Here is a 15,178-nt window from a genome sequence, read left to right on the forward strand (position 1 = left end):
GCGCTGCGTTTAAAGTTGTTAAACACGGTGTTCAAGCTTTTTGTATTTAAGTTAAGCTATTGGTCAAGGTCCAAGTTAAATGACCATGATGATTGGTATTTGGCAGCGTAGGTGTTGCACTGGTATTTTTTAAGAATGGTCCTTGAGGAGTTGCAGCACTTGAGTTAGCGCTGGTCGTCCAAGTTTGTGAGATATCTAAGATGTTATCATTGGGATCAGGAGCGATTTTTTGAAAGACCATTGTTGGCGTCGCTGTTATTTGAGTACTCAGACCATTATTACCATAATATAGTGGTAAATTCCCCGTTCCTAAATCATCATCTAATTGGTTAGCTAGTTGGACAGCGACCGTCCAGTTAGCTTCTTGATGATCTGTGTCAGTGACCGCTAAATTACCAGTAATAGTTTTCATAGGCAAATTTTTGCGATCAGCCGACATATGGGTGCCAAAATCTAAGCTACTCGGAACTTGCATAGTCAGATCCCCTTTGATAGTTAAAGTGGTCGCTGCTGGGAAAGTCGTATCATGATAAACCGTGGTAACTTGCGGATTGGAGTTCTGGTCAGCGTCAGTGAGAACAACTTGTAATTTTTGTCCGGAACTGAGCCCGTGAATTTTGGTTAAAGACCATTGCCCGGCACTATCAACTGTAGTATTTTCAGCAGGAGTTGACTCATAATGAATGCTACCATCCGCATTTAAAACGCGCCAGGAAACTTGCATGTTAGCAGCACCAGTTCCGGATAAGCTGGTAGTTGACGGAACAATGGTGTTCAGAGCAGTAGTTGAATGATGATCGGTTAAAGTCGACTGCGCATGAAAGACTTTAGCGGGGGCAGGGGGAGTTTTATTAATGACGATTTTTTCACTGTCATCAAAATCTTTTTGGGGTTCAGAGACAATCGCACTGGAGCTATATTTGCCATTTTCGTAGGTTCCATTTCGCCAGACGCGCAAAATTTTAATTTTGGTACCCGTAGGCAGTAAATTTAAGCCAGGAGCAGCCACTTTAATAGCACCTTTGAGATTGGTATTGTCATAATAAGTTTCTTGAGTGCTGGACAGGCCATGTAATTCTTGGACAGTGCCATCAGGTAAAGTGACTTGTAAGTCCGCATGAATTTCATTATCCAATGCAGGGCGGAAGGCACTGTTTTCCGCAGGAACTTGAGCTTGTAACCAAATATATTTATCCGTATTAGCTGGATGGATAAACTGATTATTTTGATCTTGCAACCAGCTAACTTTGCCGGGGGTGACATTAGCAGTCATGCGGATAATCTTAGTTAAGCCCTTTGCAGATCCTAGGGGCGTGTCTAAATACTGTTTAAAATTACTAGCGTCACTTGGGTCACTGTCACTACTGGGAACTACGGTGTCAAAGGTCGAAGAAGCCGAAGATGATTGGTAAGTAGCGCCCACGTGGGCCCAATTACCGGAAGGATTACCGTTAACGTCACTATTACTATCCCAAACTTGTAGCGGCAGAGCTTTATGGTTGAACAGACTCGTCTTCGCACCGTTAAATAAATAGCTATTACTACCACTCGGAGCGCGGTTTTGAAAATCAAAATAACGTGGATACGGCATATTGAAGTTGAGGTCATTACTATTCGCAGAGAAAATAGCATTTTTAGGATAATTGCCGCGCGCTACAAACGAAATCGAATCATTACTGGAAACGCCGGCATCAATCTTTAATGGTAGTGAAGGCGAGGCAATGGCAGGTCCATTATTAGCGTCGACAAGCACTTGAGAATCTGGATCGCGCAAAGTAAAGGAATTAGACGTGGCGCCCCCAGTGCTACCAGTGTATAAAATACCTTCACCACCAACATCACCAGTTCCGGGAGAACCAGCAGTGGAATTATTGTGTAAATTAAATTCAGCACCTTGCGAAACGGAAACTTGGTTGCCGGTACCATACATGCGAATACCTGGCGCATTCGAACTTTGAGTATTTTGATAAACGTTAACTTTAACGTTGCCCTGCATATCAAAGAGCATTCCCCCAGTCAAGATGAAGCGAATGGCGGGATTGAGGCTGACGCCCCCAGTACCTGTACCTCGTGTGATATTAAGACTGGTTGTTTTGTCGTCTGGTGTTCCCGTTACCTCGAATTTACTATCGGTGCCAGAAATGCTGACGGCCGGACCATTAATATTTTTAATATCGAGGCTAGAACCACTAGCCATTTTAAGCAGGGAACCCGTACCATACAAACGAATGACTCCGGACGAATTCAGATCATTATTATTGCTATAATTAACTTTAATTTGGGAGTGATCTATAATGTTCAAATTAAGTCCAGTATACGTATTTTTATTGTCACCATTAATAAAAAAGTTGTCGTAATTGGTGTAACTGGCGGATGCTTGTACTGCATTAATCGTGGAGTTGTTAATGCTAATACTTTTATCAACAGTTAAATTCTTGCTCATTCCGGGGAACATCAGATAATTATTAGCTTTAACTTGCATCTTACTACTATTAATATTTAACTGACTACCGACACTACTGTTTAAGACGATTGCGTACACAGAAGTATTAGTGGCGCTAGAGGTAGTTAAATTGGCGGGCATTTGTTGAGAAACATTGGCATGATCAAAAGTGATGGATACAGGAGCAGTTGCGGCTTCGGAACTATAAAAGCCACCATTGCTAATTGTGCTATTGGTAGTAGCATTATTGATGTCCGCAGGCGTTGTAGCATTATTGATTGGCGTGTCTTGAACGATTAAATTACCGCCAGTAGCCGTGAAACTATAGTACATTTTGGCAGCGGTAGTTGTGGCTGTGACATAAGCGTCTTTCACTGTTGTGGTACCTTGGTCTAATGAAATTGTACAATCAGTGGTATTAATTTGGTAATTATTAAAATCAATGGTCTTATCTGAAGTAACATGCGCAGATTGGGTGCTAGCCACGAGGTTATTGGTCAGAATAATTGTTTGGACTTTGGGATTTTTCACTTGGGTACAAAAATCATTCCAAGTACTGACACTGACAGTACCAGCCGCTGTAGTTGCGGGGTGGTGAGTGGTTTTATACATGAGTTTGTTTTGGAGGTCAGTGTCCGAGTTAGCTTGCAGATCTAGCATCTCTTGAAAGTCAGGATCGTTAATATCGCCAGCAAAGGTACTCGCGGTCGGGGGACTGTTAATCAAATCATTCACAAAGCTATTAGGCAACCCTTGATTGTGAATAATTTCGGCCATGGCAGATTCTTCACTTGAATGATCATTGTCTTCAGCGTGGAGCGTGGTGGTACAGAACAAACTAATAATAATGGTGTATACATAAATAACCAATTGAAATTTTTGGTGATTTTTCATTTTAGACACTCCTCAAATAAATTTTATTTTGTTGATGTTTTTCATAATTTTTAAAAAGTTATCGTCCATTTTGCTTAATTGTTTTGGAATTGAGCAAAGAAAAAGCTAAGCGTAATTATTAAATTAGCGCTTAGTTGCATGTTCGAATACCGGCAAGTGAGCATTGCAGATAAGATTATAGGAGATTAGGTGGGTTGCTGAACTAATAGGAAAACCTTTTATAGGAATGATTTGGTTTAACGGTGGCCTAGCACAGGAGGCTATGTGTAAGGCGCCAGAGTAACAGAAATTAAAATAAAGAAGGCTGATTATGAAATTCCCACGAGTGTGGTTGATTTTGATTGACATATAGATAGCTTGGCTCCTGAGGATCATTAATCTAAATATTATTTATAAATTAATTATAATAACCATAACCATTAGTTAATGACCCGTCAACGGCGCATTTTATAGTAAAAAATATTATGAATTTGACAAATAGTATTTTGTAGAAGCAAAACTTAACCCAAAAACTTTTTGGGATAAATAATAGGTAAAATTTTGTTAATGCTATTAAAAGCACATGTAGAATTGATTGATCGTAATTAATTTAGGCTCAGAATGCTGATTCTGATAGTTAGTTGCGTTAAGCTGTTCAAGAGTGAGCAAGGTCATTCAACGACGATGATTAAGAGGTAGTTGCTTGTTTTTTAGTTCTTAATTTTAGTTCTGGCTGATAAATTTTTTTAAAATTTAGTAGATTGGAATAATTAAGAACAATTTTGCGGTTATTTTCCAGCAGTAACAAAATTAAAAAGTCATAGTTGGAGTTGAAAAAGTGGTCCCAATTTTGGGCAAAATTAATTTCAAATTTCCCTAGTAGCGAATTTTAGTTATACTAAATATGTAATGATTAACAGGAGGTCAATGATTTGGCGGAACAATATTTTACCAATCAGCCCACATCAGCGCATGATTATCAAGAATTTAAGTTTCAATTACGCCAGCAAACACTGCAATTTCAAACGGATAGCGGAGTTTTTTCCAAGCAAACGATTGATTATGGCACACGCGCATTACTCGCGGCCATTAATTTGCAAAATTTGCCAACGGGGGATTTATTAGATTTGGGATGTGGCTATGGCCCGATTGGGCTCACGTTAGCTCAGGAAACAGGTCGGTTGGTGGACTTAGTCGACTTAAATGAACGAGCACTGGATTTGGCGCGTAAGAATGCACAGCTCAATGCCATTAATAATGTGCGAATTTTCGCTTCAGATAGTTATCGCCAAGTGAGCAAAACTGATTATGCAGCCATCTATACGAATCCGCCGTTTCGTGCCGGCAAACAGGTGGTTAGTACAATGATTACTCAGGCCAGTGAACATTTGCAAAATCAAGGCCAGTTCTGGTTTGTTGGCCAAAAAAAGCAAGGAGCCAAGACTTACCAAAAATTAATGCAACAAACATTTGGTAATGCCACGATTATTCAACGAGATAAAGGATATTATATTATTGAAAGTCTTAAGACCCACGATTGAGGAATTATATACACCAACGCAATTAACAGCTTATATGCAACAGGCCATTGCCGCAGCCAATCAAGCGCGCCAATTAGCGGAAGTGCCCATTGGTGCTGTGATTGTCGATGAAGTTCAACACCAAGTTCTGGCGACGGGCTTTAATCAGCGCGAAGTTAAGCAAGATGCTTTGGCCCATGCCGAATTACTGGCAATTGATGCCGCTTGTCAAAAAAGACAAAGCTGGCGCTTAGAACAGTGCTCGTTATTTGTGACGCTAGAGCCGTGTGCGATGTGCGCTGGCGCGATTATTAATAGTCGCATTAATAATGTGATTTTTGGCGCTTGGGATCCTAAAGCGGGGTCGGTCGGCTCGTTAGTGAACTTATTTGAGCAACCGTATAATCATCGTCCTCATTATCAGGGCGGGGTTTTGCAGTCGGAATGTGCGCAATTATTAACGAATTTTTTTCGTGAAATCCGTAAGTGATCCATAGGAAACCAAGTTAAAGCCGGTATAAAAATGTCTGTAAAAATTTAGATACTAATTTTCCTTGTCAATTATTGCAAAGTAAGCTATAATTATTTTTGCCGTAAGGCCAGAGGCAATGATTGGCTTATGAATCGTGTCAGGTTCGAGAGAAAGCAGCACTAAGTAAGTGCGGTCATGTGCCTTTTGATATGATTATTAACGCTCTTAGCTGTTTAGCTAAGGGTTTTTTTATTATAATGAAATATGACCAGTACTGAATCAATGTGAGAATTAATAGAAGTTTGACGTAATATTAAATTAGCAATTCTAAAAGTAAGCAACATAATTAATTGGGGAGGTATTCAATGGTTTATCAGGCGTTATATCGGCAGTGGCGTCCACAAAAGTTTAGCGATGTTGTCGGTCAAGAAGTGATTACTACAACACTAAAGAATGCCGTTAGTGAACAACAAGTTAGTCATGCGTATTTGTTTACAGGACCGCGGGGTACTGGTAAAACTTCGTGTGCCAAAATCTTGGCGAAAGCGGTCAATTGTCCGCATCAAGATAATGGTGAGCCCTGCAATCAATGCGAAATTTGTCAGGCCATTACTAATGGCAGCCTGAATGATGTTTTAGAAATTGATGCGGCTTCTAACAACGGTGTGGAGCAAATCCGTGATATTCGCGATAAAGTTAAGTATGCCCCAACGCAGGCGGAATATAAGGTTTATATTATCGATGAAGTACACATGTTATCGACAGGCGCTTTTAATGCTTTGTTAAAAACTTTAGAAGAACCGCCGGCCAAAGTGATTTTTATTCTGGCAACTACCGAACCACAAAAAGTGCCTGCAACCATTATTTCGCGGACACAGCGGTTTGATTTTCGCCGGATTGGTGCCAGGGATTTGTTGGCGCGCATGAAATTAATTTTGCAAGAGAAGCAAGTGCCATATGACGAGCAAGGATTAGACTTAATTGCTCAAGCAGCTGAAGGTGGGATGCGGGATGCTTTAAGTATTTTGGATCAAGCCTTATCGCTGGGGCAAGGACAATTGCAGTTAGAGAATGCGCTAGAAGTCACGGGGGCTTTAGATAATCAACAATTAGAAACCTATTTTAAGTCTTTGGCTGCCACCGACGTCGCCCAAGCTTTGACTAGCCTGCACGAAATTATGGCTAGTGGACGTTCCGCCAAGCGCTTGACGGACGCTTTAATGTCAACAGCCCGGGATTTATTATTGGCTAAAACGGATGTTGATTTATTATCGGACTTAGATCGCTCACTGGTGTCGGAACAGTTATTAACCTTAAAGGATCAATTTACCACTGATCAATTGTATCAGTTGATTGAGTTAGTTTCTCAAACACAACAGGAGTTACGCGCAGCTGATCGACCGTCGATTTATTTAGAAGTCTTGACTATTAAATTAATTGAACAATTACAACAACCGAAAACTCCGGCCCCAGGCGCTGAACTTCCCCAATTACAGCAGTTACAAGCACAAGTGCAAAGTTTACAAACACAAGTGCAACAATTACAACAAGTAAAGCCAACAACTGAGCCGTCAGCGACTACCGCGCAAAACAGTAAAGTTCAAACTAGGCCCCAAACAGCCAAGCCCAAAGCAGCAGTTCATGTTGATCAAGCTAAAATTAATCAAATTTTACAATCAGCCACACGCCAAGCTTTAACTCAAGTCCAAGATATTTGGCCAGATTTAATGAGTATGTTAAATGTGACCCAAAAAGCCGTGATGAAAGTTTCCAAACCCGTGGCCGCCAGTGCCGAAGGAGTGGTTGTTTCGTTTGATTATGCGCTTTGGTTTGAGCGCGTGATGAGTAATCAAGAAATGTTAGCGTTATTGAAAGATAATTTGGATAAGTTGTTGAAAAATGATGCCGATGTGGTCTTAGTAGCGGCAGAAGATTGGCCCCAAATTCGGCAAGATTTTTTAAAGGGGCATGATGTCCGTGCCACTCATGCGGAAAAAAAATCGGAAACTGTCGATTTAGTCAAAAAGGCCCAAGACTTATTTGGCGATGATTTAGTGGAAGTTGATCATGATTAAGAAAGGAAGTTGTGAACGTGCAATATCCTCGTCCAGTGACGAAATTAATTGATTCATATATGAAATTACCAGGAATTGGTGAGAAAACGGCTACGCGGTTGGCCTTTTTTACAATTGGAATGGATCAAGAAGATGTCAGTGAATTTGCGCAAAGTTTGACGGCTGTCAAAACCGAGCTACACTATTGTCAAATCTGTGGCAACATTACTGATGTAGAACCTTGTGAAATTTGTAGTAGTACTAGTCGGGATCACAGCCAGTTATTAGTCGTTGAACAACCCAAAGATATTATGGCGATGGAGAATATGCAAAGTTATAATGGACTATATCAAGTCTTGGGCGGCGTCTTGTCGCCAGTCAATGGTGTAGGTCCCGAAGATTTACAAATCAAACATTTATTAGAGCGTTTAAAGCAAAATCAGCAATTTCAAGAAGTGATTGTCGCAACTAATGCCACACCAGAAGGTGAAGCCACTGCAATGTATTTAGCTAAATTGATTAAACCAGCGGGCATTAAGGTAACCCGCTTGGCGCATGGCTTAGCTGTCGGCGCCGATATTGAATATGCTGATCAAATGACGTTGCGGCGGGCAGTCGAAGGTCGTCAACAACTTTAAGAAAAAACTTCTCGTTCACGGACTTCTTTTGTACAATAAAACTATAAACTAAGAAAGTAGGTAATTGCTGTGCCGAAAATTTTTATTTCCTTAGAAGGACCAGATGGTTCTGGTAAATCAACTGCGGCTCAGCAACTCGCAAAGCAATTGCCCCAGTTGTTGCACCAGCCAGTGCTTTTGACACGTGAGCCAGGCGGTAGTAGTATTTCTGAAAAGATTCGCCAATTGATTTTAGATGTTGATAACACACAAATGGATGCGCGTACGGAAGCTTTATTATATGCTGCGCAAAGGCGCCAGCACTTAGTGGATGTTATTGAACCTGCTTTAGCTCAAGGTCAGATAGTTTTGAGTGATCGTTATGTAGATAGTTCGATTGCTTATCAGGGTGCTGGACGACAGTTAGGTACGGATGAAATTTGGCAAATTAATCAGTTTGCCACGCAAAACGTGATGCCTCAGCTGACTTTATACTTTGATGTGGCGCCCGAAGTGGGTTTAGCACGGATTAAACGCCAGCGAGCGACGGCGACTGATCGTTTGGAGCAAGAGACGTTGGCTTTTCATCAACGGGTGCACCAAGCGTATTTAAAATTATGGCAACAAAATCCGCAACGGATTAAAAAAATTGATGCGACTCAAACACCAGCCGCAGTAGTAGCAGCTTGTCTCCAAGAAATCACCACGGTTTTCACAAAAGAGGGCTAATTATGAAACTAGTAATTGTAATCGTTCAAGATAAAGACCATGCTAAATTAAGTAAGGCACTGAATCAGGCTCAAATTCAGTCAACGCGTTTATCAACGACCGGAAATTTTTTGCGCAATGGTAATTCAACGTTTTTAATTGGAATTGCGGATGAACGGGTGGACGAATTGTTAACTTTAATTCATGATAATTCTAAGACACGCCAAGAATACGTTTCTACAGCCATTGCGACGAATATGCTCGGTGAAATTCCGGAACAACCAGTAGAAGTGACTGTTGGGGGCGCTACGGTCTTTATTTTACCGATAGAAAAGCTGGTTCATTTTTAATGACTGCACCGATTATTCAAGAACAACCAGCCTTAACGAAACAATTAGCCCAACAGGTTGATCAGCAACATATTTCTCATGCTTATTTAATAGCGGGCAATAATTTTTTGCAGGCGCAAGCTTTAAGTGTTTGGTTTGTGCAAGCCATTTATTGCTTAGATACTGCAGCCGGTTTTCCCTGCTTACAGTGTGATCATTGTCGCCGGATTGCACACTGGGATTTTCCAGATGTTTTGCGTTTATCGACCACTAAAGCAAGTTTAGGCGTCGATGAAATCCGCGGAGCTAAGCAGCAATTAGAGCAAAGTGCGGTTGAAAGTACGCGCCGCTTGTTACTGATTGAACAGGCACAAAAACTAACGGCGGCAGCGGCTAACAGCTTATTGAAATTTTTAGAAGATCCCAGTGGTCGAGTGACAACGATCTTGGTAACTGATAGTGCAACGACCATGTTGCCGACAATTTTGTCACGGGTTCAAGTTTTTAATCTGCAGGAACATGAAGATTTGACTTTGGCACAGACTTTACAAGCACGTTCTTTTAGTCAACCAGATCAAAAAATGATTACGGCTTTTCATTTAGAAAGCTTAATCACGGATGATTTGACTGGCGAACAATTTGCGAAATTAAAGCAAACTAGTCAAACTTGGGTCCAATTGTTAGAAACCAAGCCGTGGCAAGCTTTTGTGAATGTGGCGGCAAAAGTGGTGCCGTTAATTGAAAATCATTCCCAACAAGCGCTATTTTGGGGCTTGATTGAAGCTATGTTAACCAAACAGTTACAAGCTAGTGTGGCCGATGCGCCCCGCTTGCAAAGGATTACGCATTTGACTGTGCAGCTGTTACATTCGCAAAAGTTATGGCATGCTAATGTTAGTTTTGAAAATTGTTTGGAACTTTTAGCTTTACAAGCAACAACGCCCATTAAAGGAAGTTGATTATGAAACAAACAGATTATTATGCAAAGTTTGCAGAACTACAACAAGTGGCTCAGGATTTAACTACTGCCTTGGCAACCATGAAAGATGATGTTTCACGCGTTTTAGAGGAAAATGCAGAGCTGAAAATTGAAAATGAACATTTACGTAATCGTCTGGCAGAGATGGATCCCAAAAAAGAACCTGAATTACCACATGCGCGGCGGACTTTAGAAAAACTTTATGAAGAAGGTTTTCATGTTTGTACCGTTATGTATGGTGCCCACCGTGAGAACAATGAAGAATGCGCTTTTTGTTTAGACGTAATTTATGGTGATCGGGGGCCAAAATAAAATGATTCAAGAAGTAGCTAGTTTTCAAGCGGCAGCTACGGGTTGCTTATATTTGGTACCCACACCGATTGGTAATTTACAAGATATGAGTGAACGAGCGATTCAAACACTCAAGGACGTAGATTTGATTGCCGCAGAAGATACCAGAAATACACAAAAATTGCTCAATCATTTTCAAATTACGACACCTCAAATTAGTTTTCACGAACATAATACCCAGCAACGTTTGCCCGAGCTCATAGCTAAATTACAAGCAGGCTTCAAGATTGCGCAGGTTAGTGATGCCGGAATGCCGTCAATTAGTGATCCTGGTAAAGAACTGGTCGCAGCTTGTATTAAAGCTCAAATTCCAGTGGTTCCCTTGCCTGGTCCCAACGCCGCTTTAACAGCACTCATTGCTTCGGGATTATTACCGCAACCATTTTATTTTTATGGCTTTTTACCGCGGAAAGCGTCCCAAATGCAAGCGGAGTTAGCTAAATTAGCGCAACTGTCCGCGACTTTTATTTTGTATGAATCACCGTATCGGGTAGTCAAGACCGTGGCGGCCTTGATTGCGACGTTAGGCAAACAACGCCAAGTCGTGTTAGCGCGGGAATTAACGAAGATTCACGAAGCCTTTTTACGTGGCAGTTTAGCACAAGTACAGGACTATTTCACAACCCATCAGCCGCGTGGTGAGTATGTTATCATTGTTGCTGGGAGAACTGTAGAGCCAGTTAGTCATGAAGCATTATCTAGTGAGCAAGTGCGCACCTTAGTGCAACAACAAATTGATACAGGCTTAAAGCCCAATGCCGCTATTAAGCAAGTAGCTCACCAACAGCAGTTATCACGTCAACAAGTTTATAACAGTTATCACAGATTGGAGCCGAAAGTATGAATTCACAAATCTTTGCGGAACAAATCAAGGTTCCGTTCTACGATATTAATTCCACTGGTGAAATGAATTTATCCAGTTTATTTAATGAAATTTTACTAGTATCTGAGCATCAATTACATCAAGTTCAGATTGATTCCCAACAAATGGTGCAGCAAGGTTTAGGCTGGGTGGTCACTAAGTATCACCTAGAAATTGCCCATTTACCGCAACTGAATGAACAAATCAAAATTACCACGCAAGCCAACAGTTATAATAAGTTCTTTTGTTATCGGACTTTTACTGTGCAAAATATGGCTGGTGAACAGTTAGTTAAATTAACCAGTAATTGGGTGATGTTAGATATTCAAACACGTAAGATGTTAGCGATTGACCCCCAAATTATGGAGCGCTTGGCTTGTCCTTACTCCAATGAAATTTGGCGGTTTCCGCGGATAGATTTAATTGAATATGTTAATGAACCCGTTATTTATCGGACACGTTTTGCGGATATTGATGTTAATGGTCATGTGAATAATTCGATTTATTTAGACTGGATGATGGATGCATTAGGGCGTGAGTTTTTATTAAAATATCGTTTGCGACAATTTGATATTAAATATGAACGTGAAGTTCCTTATGGGGAAATGGTACAGAGCTTTGTCCAACAAGAGCAATTAACAACCCACCATTTGATTAAAACAGCAATTGGTGTCAATGCACAAGCACAAGCTGTCTGGCAAAAACGCTCAAGAGATGAGGTTGATCAATGAAGCAAGAGCATGCGCAGTTGCGGGGGCGCAATTTAGGATTAGGTTTGGCGCTAGTAGTTATTTTTATTTTGCTGGCAGTCTTATCATGGCGTTCGACTCAACCGCACAGTGTCAATCAAGCCCAAAGTATTCCTACACTTTATGTGCAAGAAGCTAAGCAGTCTAAAAGATCGTTAATGAAATACGCTAACAAGCATAACCAGGCGCAGACTGTATTAAGGGCGGTGGTTTCACCGCAAGGTAAAGTTACCTGGCATGGTAATTGGCAAACGAAGGTGCACCATCCTTTGATTAAAGTTACGATGCAAAAGGCCCAAACACTCAGTTACCGCCAAATGAGTCGTAATTTCAAACAAGTCTTACTGCAATTACAACAACAATACCGCATTAAAGAATATAATGTAGTTGCTCAAGACGCAGGCAACACAGTAACGTTAGCTTACCAGGTACAAGCAGCTAAACAAACAACTTTGCCACAATTACAACGGCAAGTTAATATCACTACTGCCAAAATTCCAGCTCAAGATTTAGATTATTTTTGGCACCAGCGGCATCACCTGAAAGGTAACGTGCGGGTCTTAAATATTCAACAGCAAACTACTGATTTAACGGCACATTCGCTCGAAACAATTTTGAAACCACGAGTACAACAGTATCAAGAATTAACGGCTTCAAAGCCAGCAGTGATCGGATCAGAGATTGGTCAGTTCTTGTGGTAAATAGTTTTCAAAAATTTTAGAGCAGTTTGTTTCCAGACAATATCTATAAGAGTTTGCTGCAAACTCAATAAAGAAGCTGAGACAAGAAGAAAGGTATTTTCTTTTTATCTCAGCTTTTTTGGCTATTTTTGCCCAGACCATTCAGCAAAAAATTCAGTTAAAAAATTTTGTAAGATTTGTGTTCGTTGTTGGGCAATGGCTTGTCCGGCAGCGGTTTGCATTAAATCTTTTAAGTGCAATAATTTTTCATAAAAATGATTAATGGTCGTCGTCGGATGTTGGCGATAAGTTTGTTGGCTGGTGAGCTGAATAGGTTGAATATTCGGCTCGTAAATGGCCTGTTCGTGACTACCACCATAGGCAAAAGCCCGGGCAATTCCAATTGCCCCTAAAGCATCCAAGCGATCTGCGTCTTGTACATAATATCCCCAAGCGGGCAATTTTTGGTGGTGTGCGAGATTATGAGCGAAAGATAAATTATTAATTGTTTGCAGAATTTCTTGTTGTTGCAAATGATCAAAACCGGCTGTGATTAGTAATGTTTGCACTGTTTGTTGTTGTTGCTGCAGATTTTTGACCAGTTTTTCGTCAGTCGTTTCGTGTAAGAAACTGGCCGTCGTGAGCAAATCTTTGGTCGTAGAGTCTAACTGGTGATCAGTCTGATAAAGTGTAATGGCTAAATTAGCAACACGTTGTAAATGCCAGTAGTCGTGACCACTAACATCGTTTTTTAAATTATTTTTAGCAAATCGCTTAATCTGGGTTAATTGCATGCAGACCTCCATATATTATTCCAATTGATACGGCAAAAATTCACAGCCATTATAGCATGACAATTTATTAGTTATAGGAAATGGCTTTAATTTTTTATATCAAAAGTTATTGTTGAAAAATTTTTTTATGGCGAATTTTTGAGCTAATCCAAGATTTTTCTCATTTAAGTGAAGTCAGATCAGAATGAGAAAACAGTAGCGGCATGATTAAAAAATAAATAGTTTAAATTTGATATTTTGGTTAAATTAGTAAAATCTAATGTATAAATTGTAGTAAAGTTCCGTTGCCACCGTCGAAAAAAAATGTAATGATATATTTAGACTGATAATATAGGAGAGTGAAGGAGCGATGTACTTAATTGTTAATGCAATTGGTTTACTGGTCTTTATTGGAGTAGCTTTTTTGTTTTCGAAAAACAAAAAGGCAATTAATTGGCGGTCAGTAATTATCATGGTAATCATCAATTTAGTGATTGCCTGGTTCTTAACTAGTTTTGCCATTGGGCGGGACATTGTTTCCGGAGCTGCGGAAGGTTTTAATCAACTTGTTCAAGTAGCTTATACCGGAATTGCGTTCGCGTTGCCAAGCATGGTGCATGTCAAAAACATGGACTTTGTGATTAGTGTTTTGATGCCAATTTTGTTGATTGTTCCACTGTTTGATATTTTGACTTATATTGGTTTTCTACCGTGGGTCATTAAATGGATTGGCAAAGGTTTAGCTAAAGTTACTGGTCAACCCCGCTTTGAATCATTCTTTTCTGTAGAAATGATGTTTTTAGGTAATACTGAAGCCTTAGCAGTCTCAGGTCTTCAGTTACGGCAAATGAGTAAGGAACGTAATTTAACCATTGCGATGATGTCGATGAGTTGTGTGACGGCTTCGATTATTGGTGCTTATACCAAAATGGTGCCCGGACAATACGTGTTGACCGCGATTCCTGTGAATATCATTAATGCCATTATTGTTACTAGTGTTTTAAACCCGGTAACAGTTACTCCGAGTGAGGATACAATTGCCACTGTTGGTGGTCAAGCTAATGACGCTGACCAAGAAGCTGGTAGCAATGAAAAAGAACCGTTTTTCTCATTTTTAGGTGATTCGATTTTAGCTGCTGGTAAATTAGTGTTAATTATTACGGCTAATGTTGTGGCCTTTGTGGCCTTAGCAGCTTTGATTGATAAATTGTTAGGAATTATCAATCCGTGGTTAAGTTTGGAACACTTGTTGGGAATTGTCATGTTCCCGTTTGCTTGGTTGATGGGGCTCAATGTCCACGATGCCTTTCAATTTGCTCAATACATGGGAACTAAGTTAGTGACGAACGAATTTGTGGTCATGGGTAAAGTTACAAAAACAATTCATGATTTGGCGCCACATTATCAAGCCATCTTAACCGTCTTTTTAACTTCCTTTGCTAACTTTTCAACGATTGGCATGATTATTGGGGCATTTAAAGATTTGATTGATCGTGAGAAAAACAATTATATCGCTAAAAATATTAGTTATTTGTTACTGTCTGGAATTTTAGTTTCACTTTTGTCGGCAGCAACAGTTGGATTATTCGTTTGGTAAAATAATAAGTTTGGTTCTAAGAATACTTTTAAAAAAATACTCCGCAATTAGACGGGTATTTTTTTATTTTGGTTCAAATTTAAGAAATGAGGAGAATATTTTGATGGAAACTTTTTAGTCTTCAGAGAATTAAATGGCTTAAGAAAAAGAATAACCGTTAAAATTTTTTAG

Annotated in this window: 14 protein-coding genes and 1 other RNA gene; 13 read left to right on the top strand and 2 right to left on the bottom strand. The window is 40.1% G+C overall.

Features of this window, described 5'->3' with window-relative positions; genetic code table 11:
* Positions 1 to 46 precede the first annotated feature (46 nt).
* On the bottom strand, positions 47 to 3,337 hold the full coding sequence (locus tag AC3B6D_RS01830) for an Ig-like domain-containing protein (RefSeq protein ID WP_489757201.1): 3,291 nt from the start codon (positions 3,335 to 3,337) through the stop codon (positions 47 to 49).
* 911 nt (positions 3,338 to 4,248) lie between these two features.
* On the opposite strand from AC3B6D_RS01830, the gene AC3B6D_RS01835 reads away from it, so the two are divergent.
* The 12 genes from AC3B6D_RS01835 to AC3B6D_RS01890 all read left to right on the top strand — a co-directional run bounded on the left by AC3B6D_RS01835 (position 4,249) and on the right by AC3B6D_RS01890 (position 12,658).
* Positions 4,249 to 4,857, top strand: a complete 609-nt coding sequence (locus tag AC3B6D_RS01835; RefSeq protein WP_489774778.1) for a class I SAM-dependent methyltransferase — start codon at positions 4,249 to 4,251, stop codon at positions 4,855 to 4,857.
* Positions 4,832 to 5,326 (top strand): nucleoside deaminase, encoded by a 495-nt coding sequence (locus AC3B6D_RS01840; protein WP_489774779.1) that lies wholly within the window; start codon positions 4,832 to 4,834, stop codon positions 5,324 to 5,326. The genes AC3B6D_RS01835 and AC3B6D_RS01840 overlap by 26 nt, the downstream gene beginning before the upstream one ends.
* Positions 5,327 to 5,433: 107 nt before the next feature.
* An RNA gene (ffs, locus tag AC3B6D_RS01845) (signal recognition particle sRNA small type) lies at positions 5,434 to 5,521 on the top strand.
* 152 nt (positions 5,522 to 5,673) lie between these two features.
* Positions 5,674 to 7,383: a DNA polymerase III subunit gamma/tau gene (dnaX, locus tag AC3B6D_RS01850; RefSeq protein ID WP_489774780.1), complete on the top strand. Its 1,710-nt coding sequence runs from the start codon at positions 5,674 to 5,676 to the stop codon at positions 7,381 to 7,383.
* Positions 7,384 to 7,400: 17 nt separating this feature from the next.
* The gene (gene recR / locus AC3B6D_RS01855; protein WP_489757205.1) at positions 7,401 to 8,000 is read left to right on the top strand and encodes a recombination mediator RecR; all 600 of its coding nucleotides are present in this window, start codon (positions 7,401 to 7,403) and stop codon (positions 7,998 to 8,000) included.
* 69 nt (positions 8,001 to 8,069) lie between these two features.
* The gene (gene tmk / locus AC3B6D_RS01860; RefSeq protein WP_489757206.1) at positions 8,070 to 8,708 is read left to right on the top strand and encodes a dTMP kinase; all 639 of its coding nucleotides are present in this window, start codon (positions 8,070 to 8,072) and stop codon (positions 8,706 to 8,708) included.
* A 2-nt stretch (positions 8,709 to 8,710) separates the two neighbouring features.
* On the top strand, positions 8,711 to 9,037 hold the full coding sequence (locus AC3B6D_RS01865) for a cyclic-di-AMP receptor (protein WP_489757207.1): 327 nt from the start codon (positions 8,711 to 8,713) through the stop codon (positions 9,035 to 9,037).
* On the top strand, positions 9,037 to 9,975 hold the full coding sequence (locus tag AC3B6D_RS01870; RefSeq protein WP_489757208.1) for a hypothetical protein: 939 nt from the start codon (positions 9,037 to 9,039) through the stop codon (positions 9,973 to 9,975). Before AC3B6D_RS01865 ends, AC3B6D_RS01870 begins: the two co-directional genes overlap by 1 nt.
* A 2-nt stretch (positions 9,976 to 9,977) precedes the next feature.
* Positions 9,978 to 10,307 (top strand): DNA replication initiation control protein YabA, encoded by a 330-nt coding sequence (locus AC3B6D_RS01875; RefSeq protein WP_489757209.1) that lies wholly within the window; start codon positions 9,978 to 9,980, stop codon positions 10,305 to 10,307.
* A gap of 1 nt (position 10,308) precedes the next feature.
* On the top strand, positions 10,309 to 11,190 hold the full coding sequence (rsmI, locus tag AC3B6D_RS01880) for a 16S rRNA (cytidine(1402)-2'-O)-methyltransferase (RefSeq protein WP_489757210.1): 882 nt from the start codon (positions 10,309 to 10,311) through the stop codon (positions 11,188 to 11,190).
* Positions 11,187 to 11,939 carry an acyl-[acyl-carrier-protein] thioesterase gene (locus tag AC3B6D_RS01885; RefSeq protein WP_489769178.1) on the top strand — a complete coding sequence of 251 codons (753 nt, stop codon included), beginning with the start codon at positions 11,187 to 11,189 and terminating at the stop codon, positions 11,937 to 11,939. Before rsmI ends, AC3B6D_RS01885 begins: the two co-directional genes overlap by 4 nt.
* The gene (locus AC3B6D_RS01890) at positions 11,936 to 12,658 is read left to right on the top strand and encodes an alpha/beta hydrolase (protein ID WP_489774781.1); all 723 of its coding nucleotides are present in this window, start codon (positions 11,936 to 11,938) and stop codon (positions 12,656 to 12,658) included. The genes AC3B6D_RS01885 and AC3B6D_RS01890 overlap by 4 nt, the downstream gene beginning before the upstream one ends.
* Positions 12,659 to 12,780: 122 nt before the next feature.
* Here AC3B6D_RS01890 and AC3B6D_RS01895 read toward each other — a convergent pair whose 3' ends face one another.
* Positions 12,781 to 13,431, bottom strand: a complete 651-nt coding sequence (locus AC3B6D_RS01895; RefSeq protein WP_489774782.1) for an HD domain-containing protein — start codon at positions 13,429 to 13,431, stop codon at positions 12,781 to 12,783.
* 349 nt (positions 13,432 to 13,780) lie between these two features.
* Here AC3B6D_RS01895 and AC3B6D_RS01900 point away from each other — a divergent pair, with 349 nt between their 5' ends.
* Positions 13,781 to 15,007, top strand: coding sequence for a NupC/NupG family nucleoside CNT transporter (locus AC3B6D_RS01900; protein ID WP_489757214.1), 1,227 nt, complete (start codon positions 13,781 to 13,783; stop codon positions 15,005 to 15,007).
* The last annotated feature ends 171 nt before the right edge of the window (positions 15,008 to 15,178 follow it).

It is taken from the genome of Bombilactobacillus sp. ESL1097 (assembly GCF_058107205.1).

What these genes read in the sequence shown, in the direction of transcription:
- AC3B6D_RS01890 (WP_489774781.1), top strand. Translation starts at nt 11,936, where the DNA reads ATGAAGCAAGAGCATGCGCAGTTGCGGGGGCGCAATTTAGGATTAGGT.
- rsmI (WP_489757210.1), top strand. Translation starts at nt 10,309, where the DNA reads ATGATTCAAGAAGTAGCTAGTTTTCAAGCGGCAGCTACGGGTTGCTTA.
- AC3B6D_RS01885 (WP_489769178.1), top strand. Translation starts at nt 11,187, where the DNA reads ATGAATTCACAAATCTTTGCGGAACAAATCAAGGTTCCGTTCTACGAT.
- dnaX (WP_489774780.1), top strand. Translation starts at nt 5,674, where the DNA reads ATGGTTTATCAGGCGTTATATCGGCAGTGGCGTCCACAAAAGTTTAGC.
- AC3B6D_RS01870 (WP_489757208.1), top strand. Translation starts at nt 9,037, where the DNA reads ATGACTGCACCGATTATTCAAGAACAACCAGCCTTAACGAAACAATTA.
- AC3B6D_RS01895 (WP_489774782.1), bottom strand. Translation starts at nt 13,431, where the DNA reads ATGCAATTAACCCAGATTAAGCGATTTGCTAAAAATAATTTAAAAAAC.
- AC3B6D_RS01865 (WP_489757207.1), top strand. Translation starts at nt 8,711, where the DNA reads ATGAAACTAGTAATTGTAATCGTTCAAGATAAAGACCATGCTAAATTA.
- AC3B6D_RS01900 (WP_489757214.1), top strand. Translation starts at nt 13,781, where the DNA reads ATGTACTTAATTGTTAATGCAATTGGTTTACTGGTCTTTATTGGAGTA.
- AC3B6D_RS01875 (WP_489757209.1), top strand. Translation starts at nt 9,978, where the DNA reads ATGAAACAAACAGATTATTATGCAAAGTTTGCAGAACTACAACAAGTG.
- AC3B6D_RS01830 (WP_489757201.1), bottom strand. Translation starts at nt 3,337, where the DNA reads ATGAAAAATCACCAAAAATTTCAATTGGTTATTTATGTATACACCATT.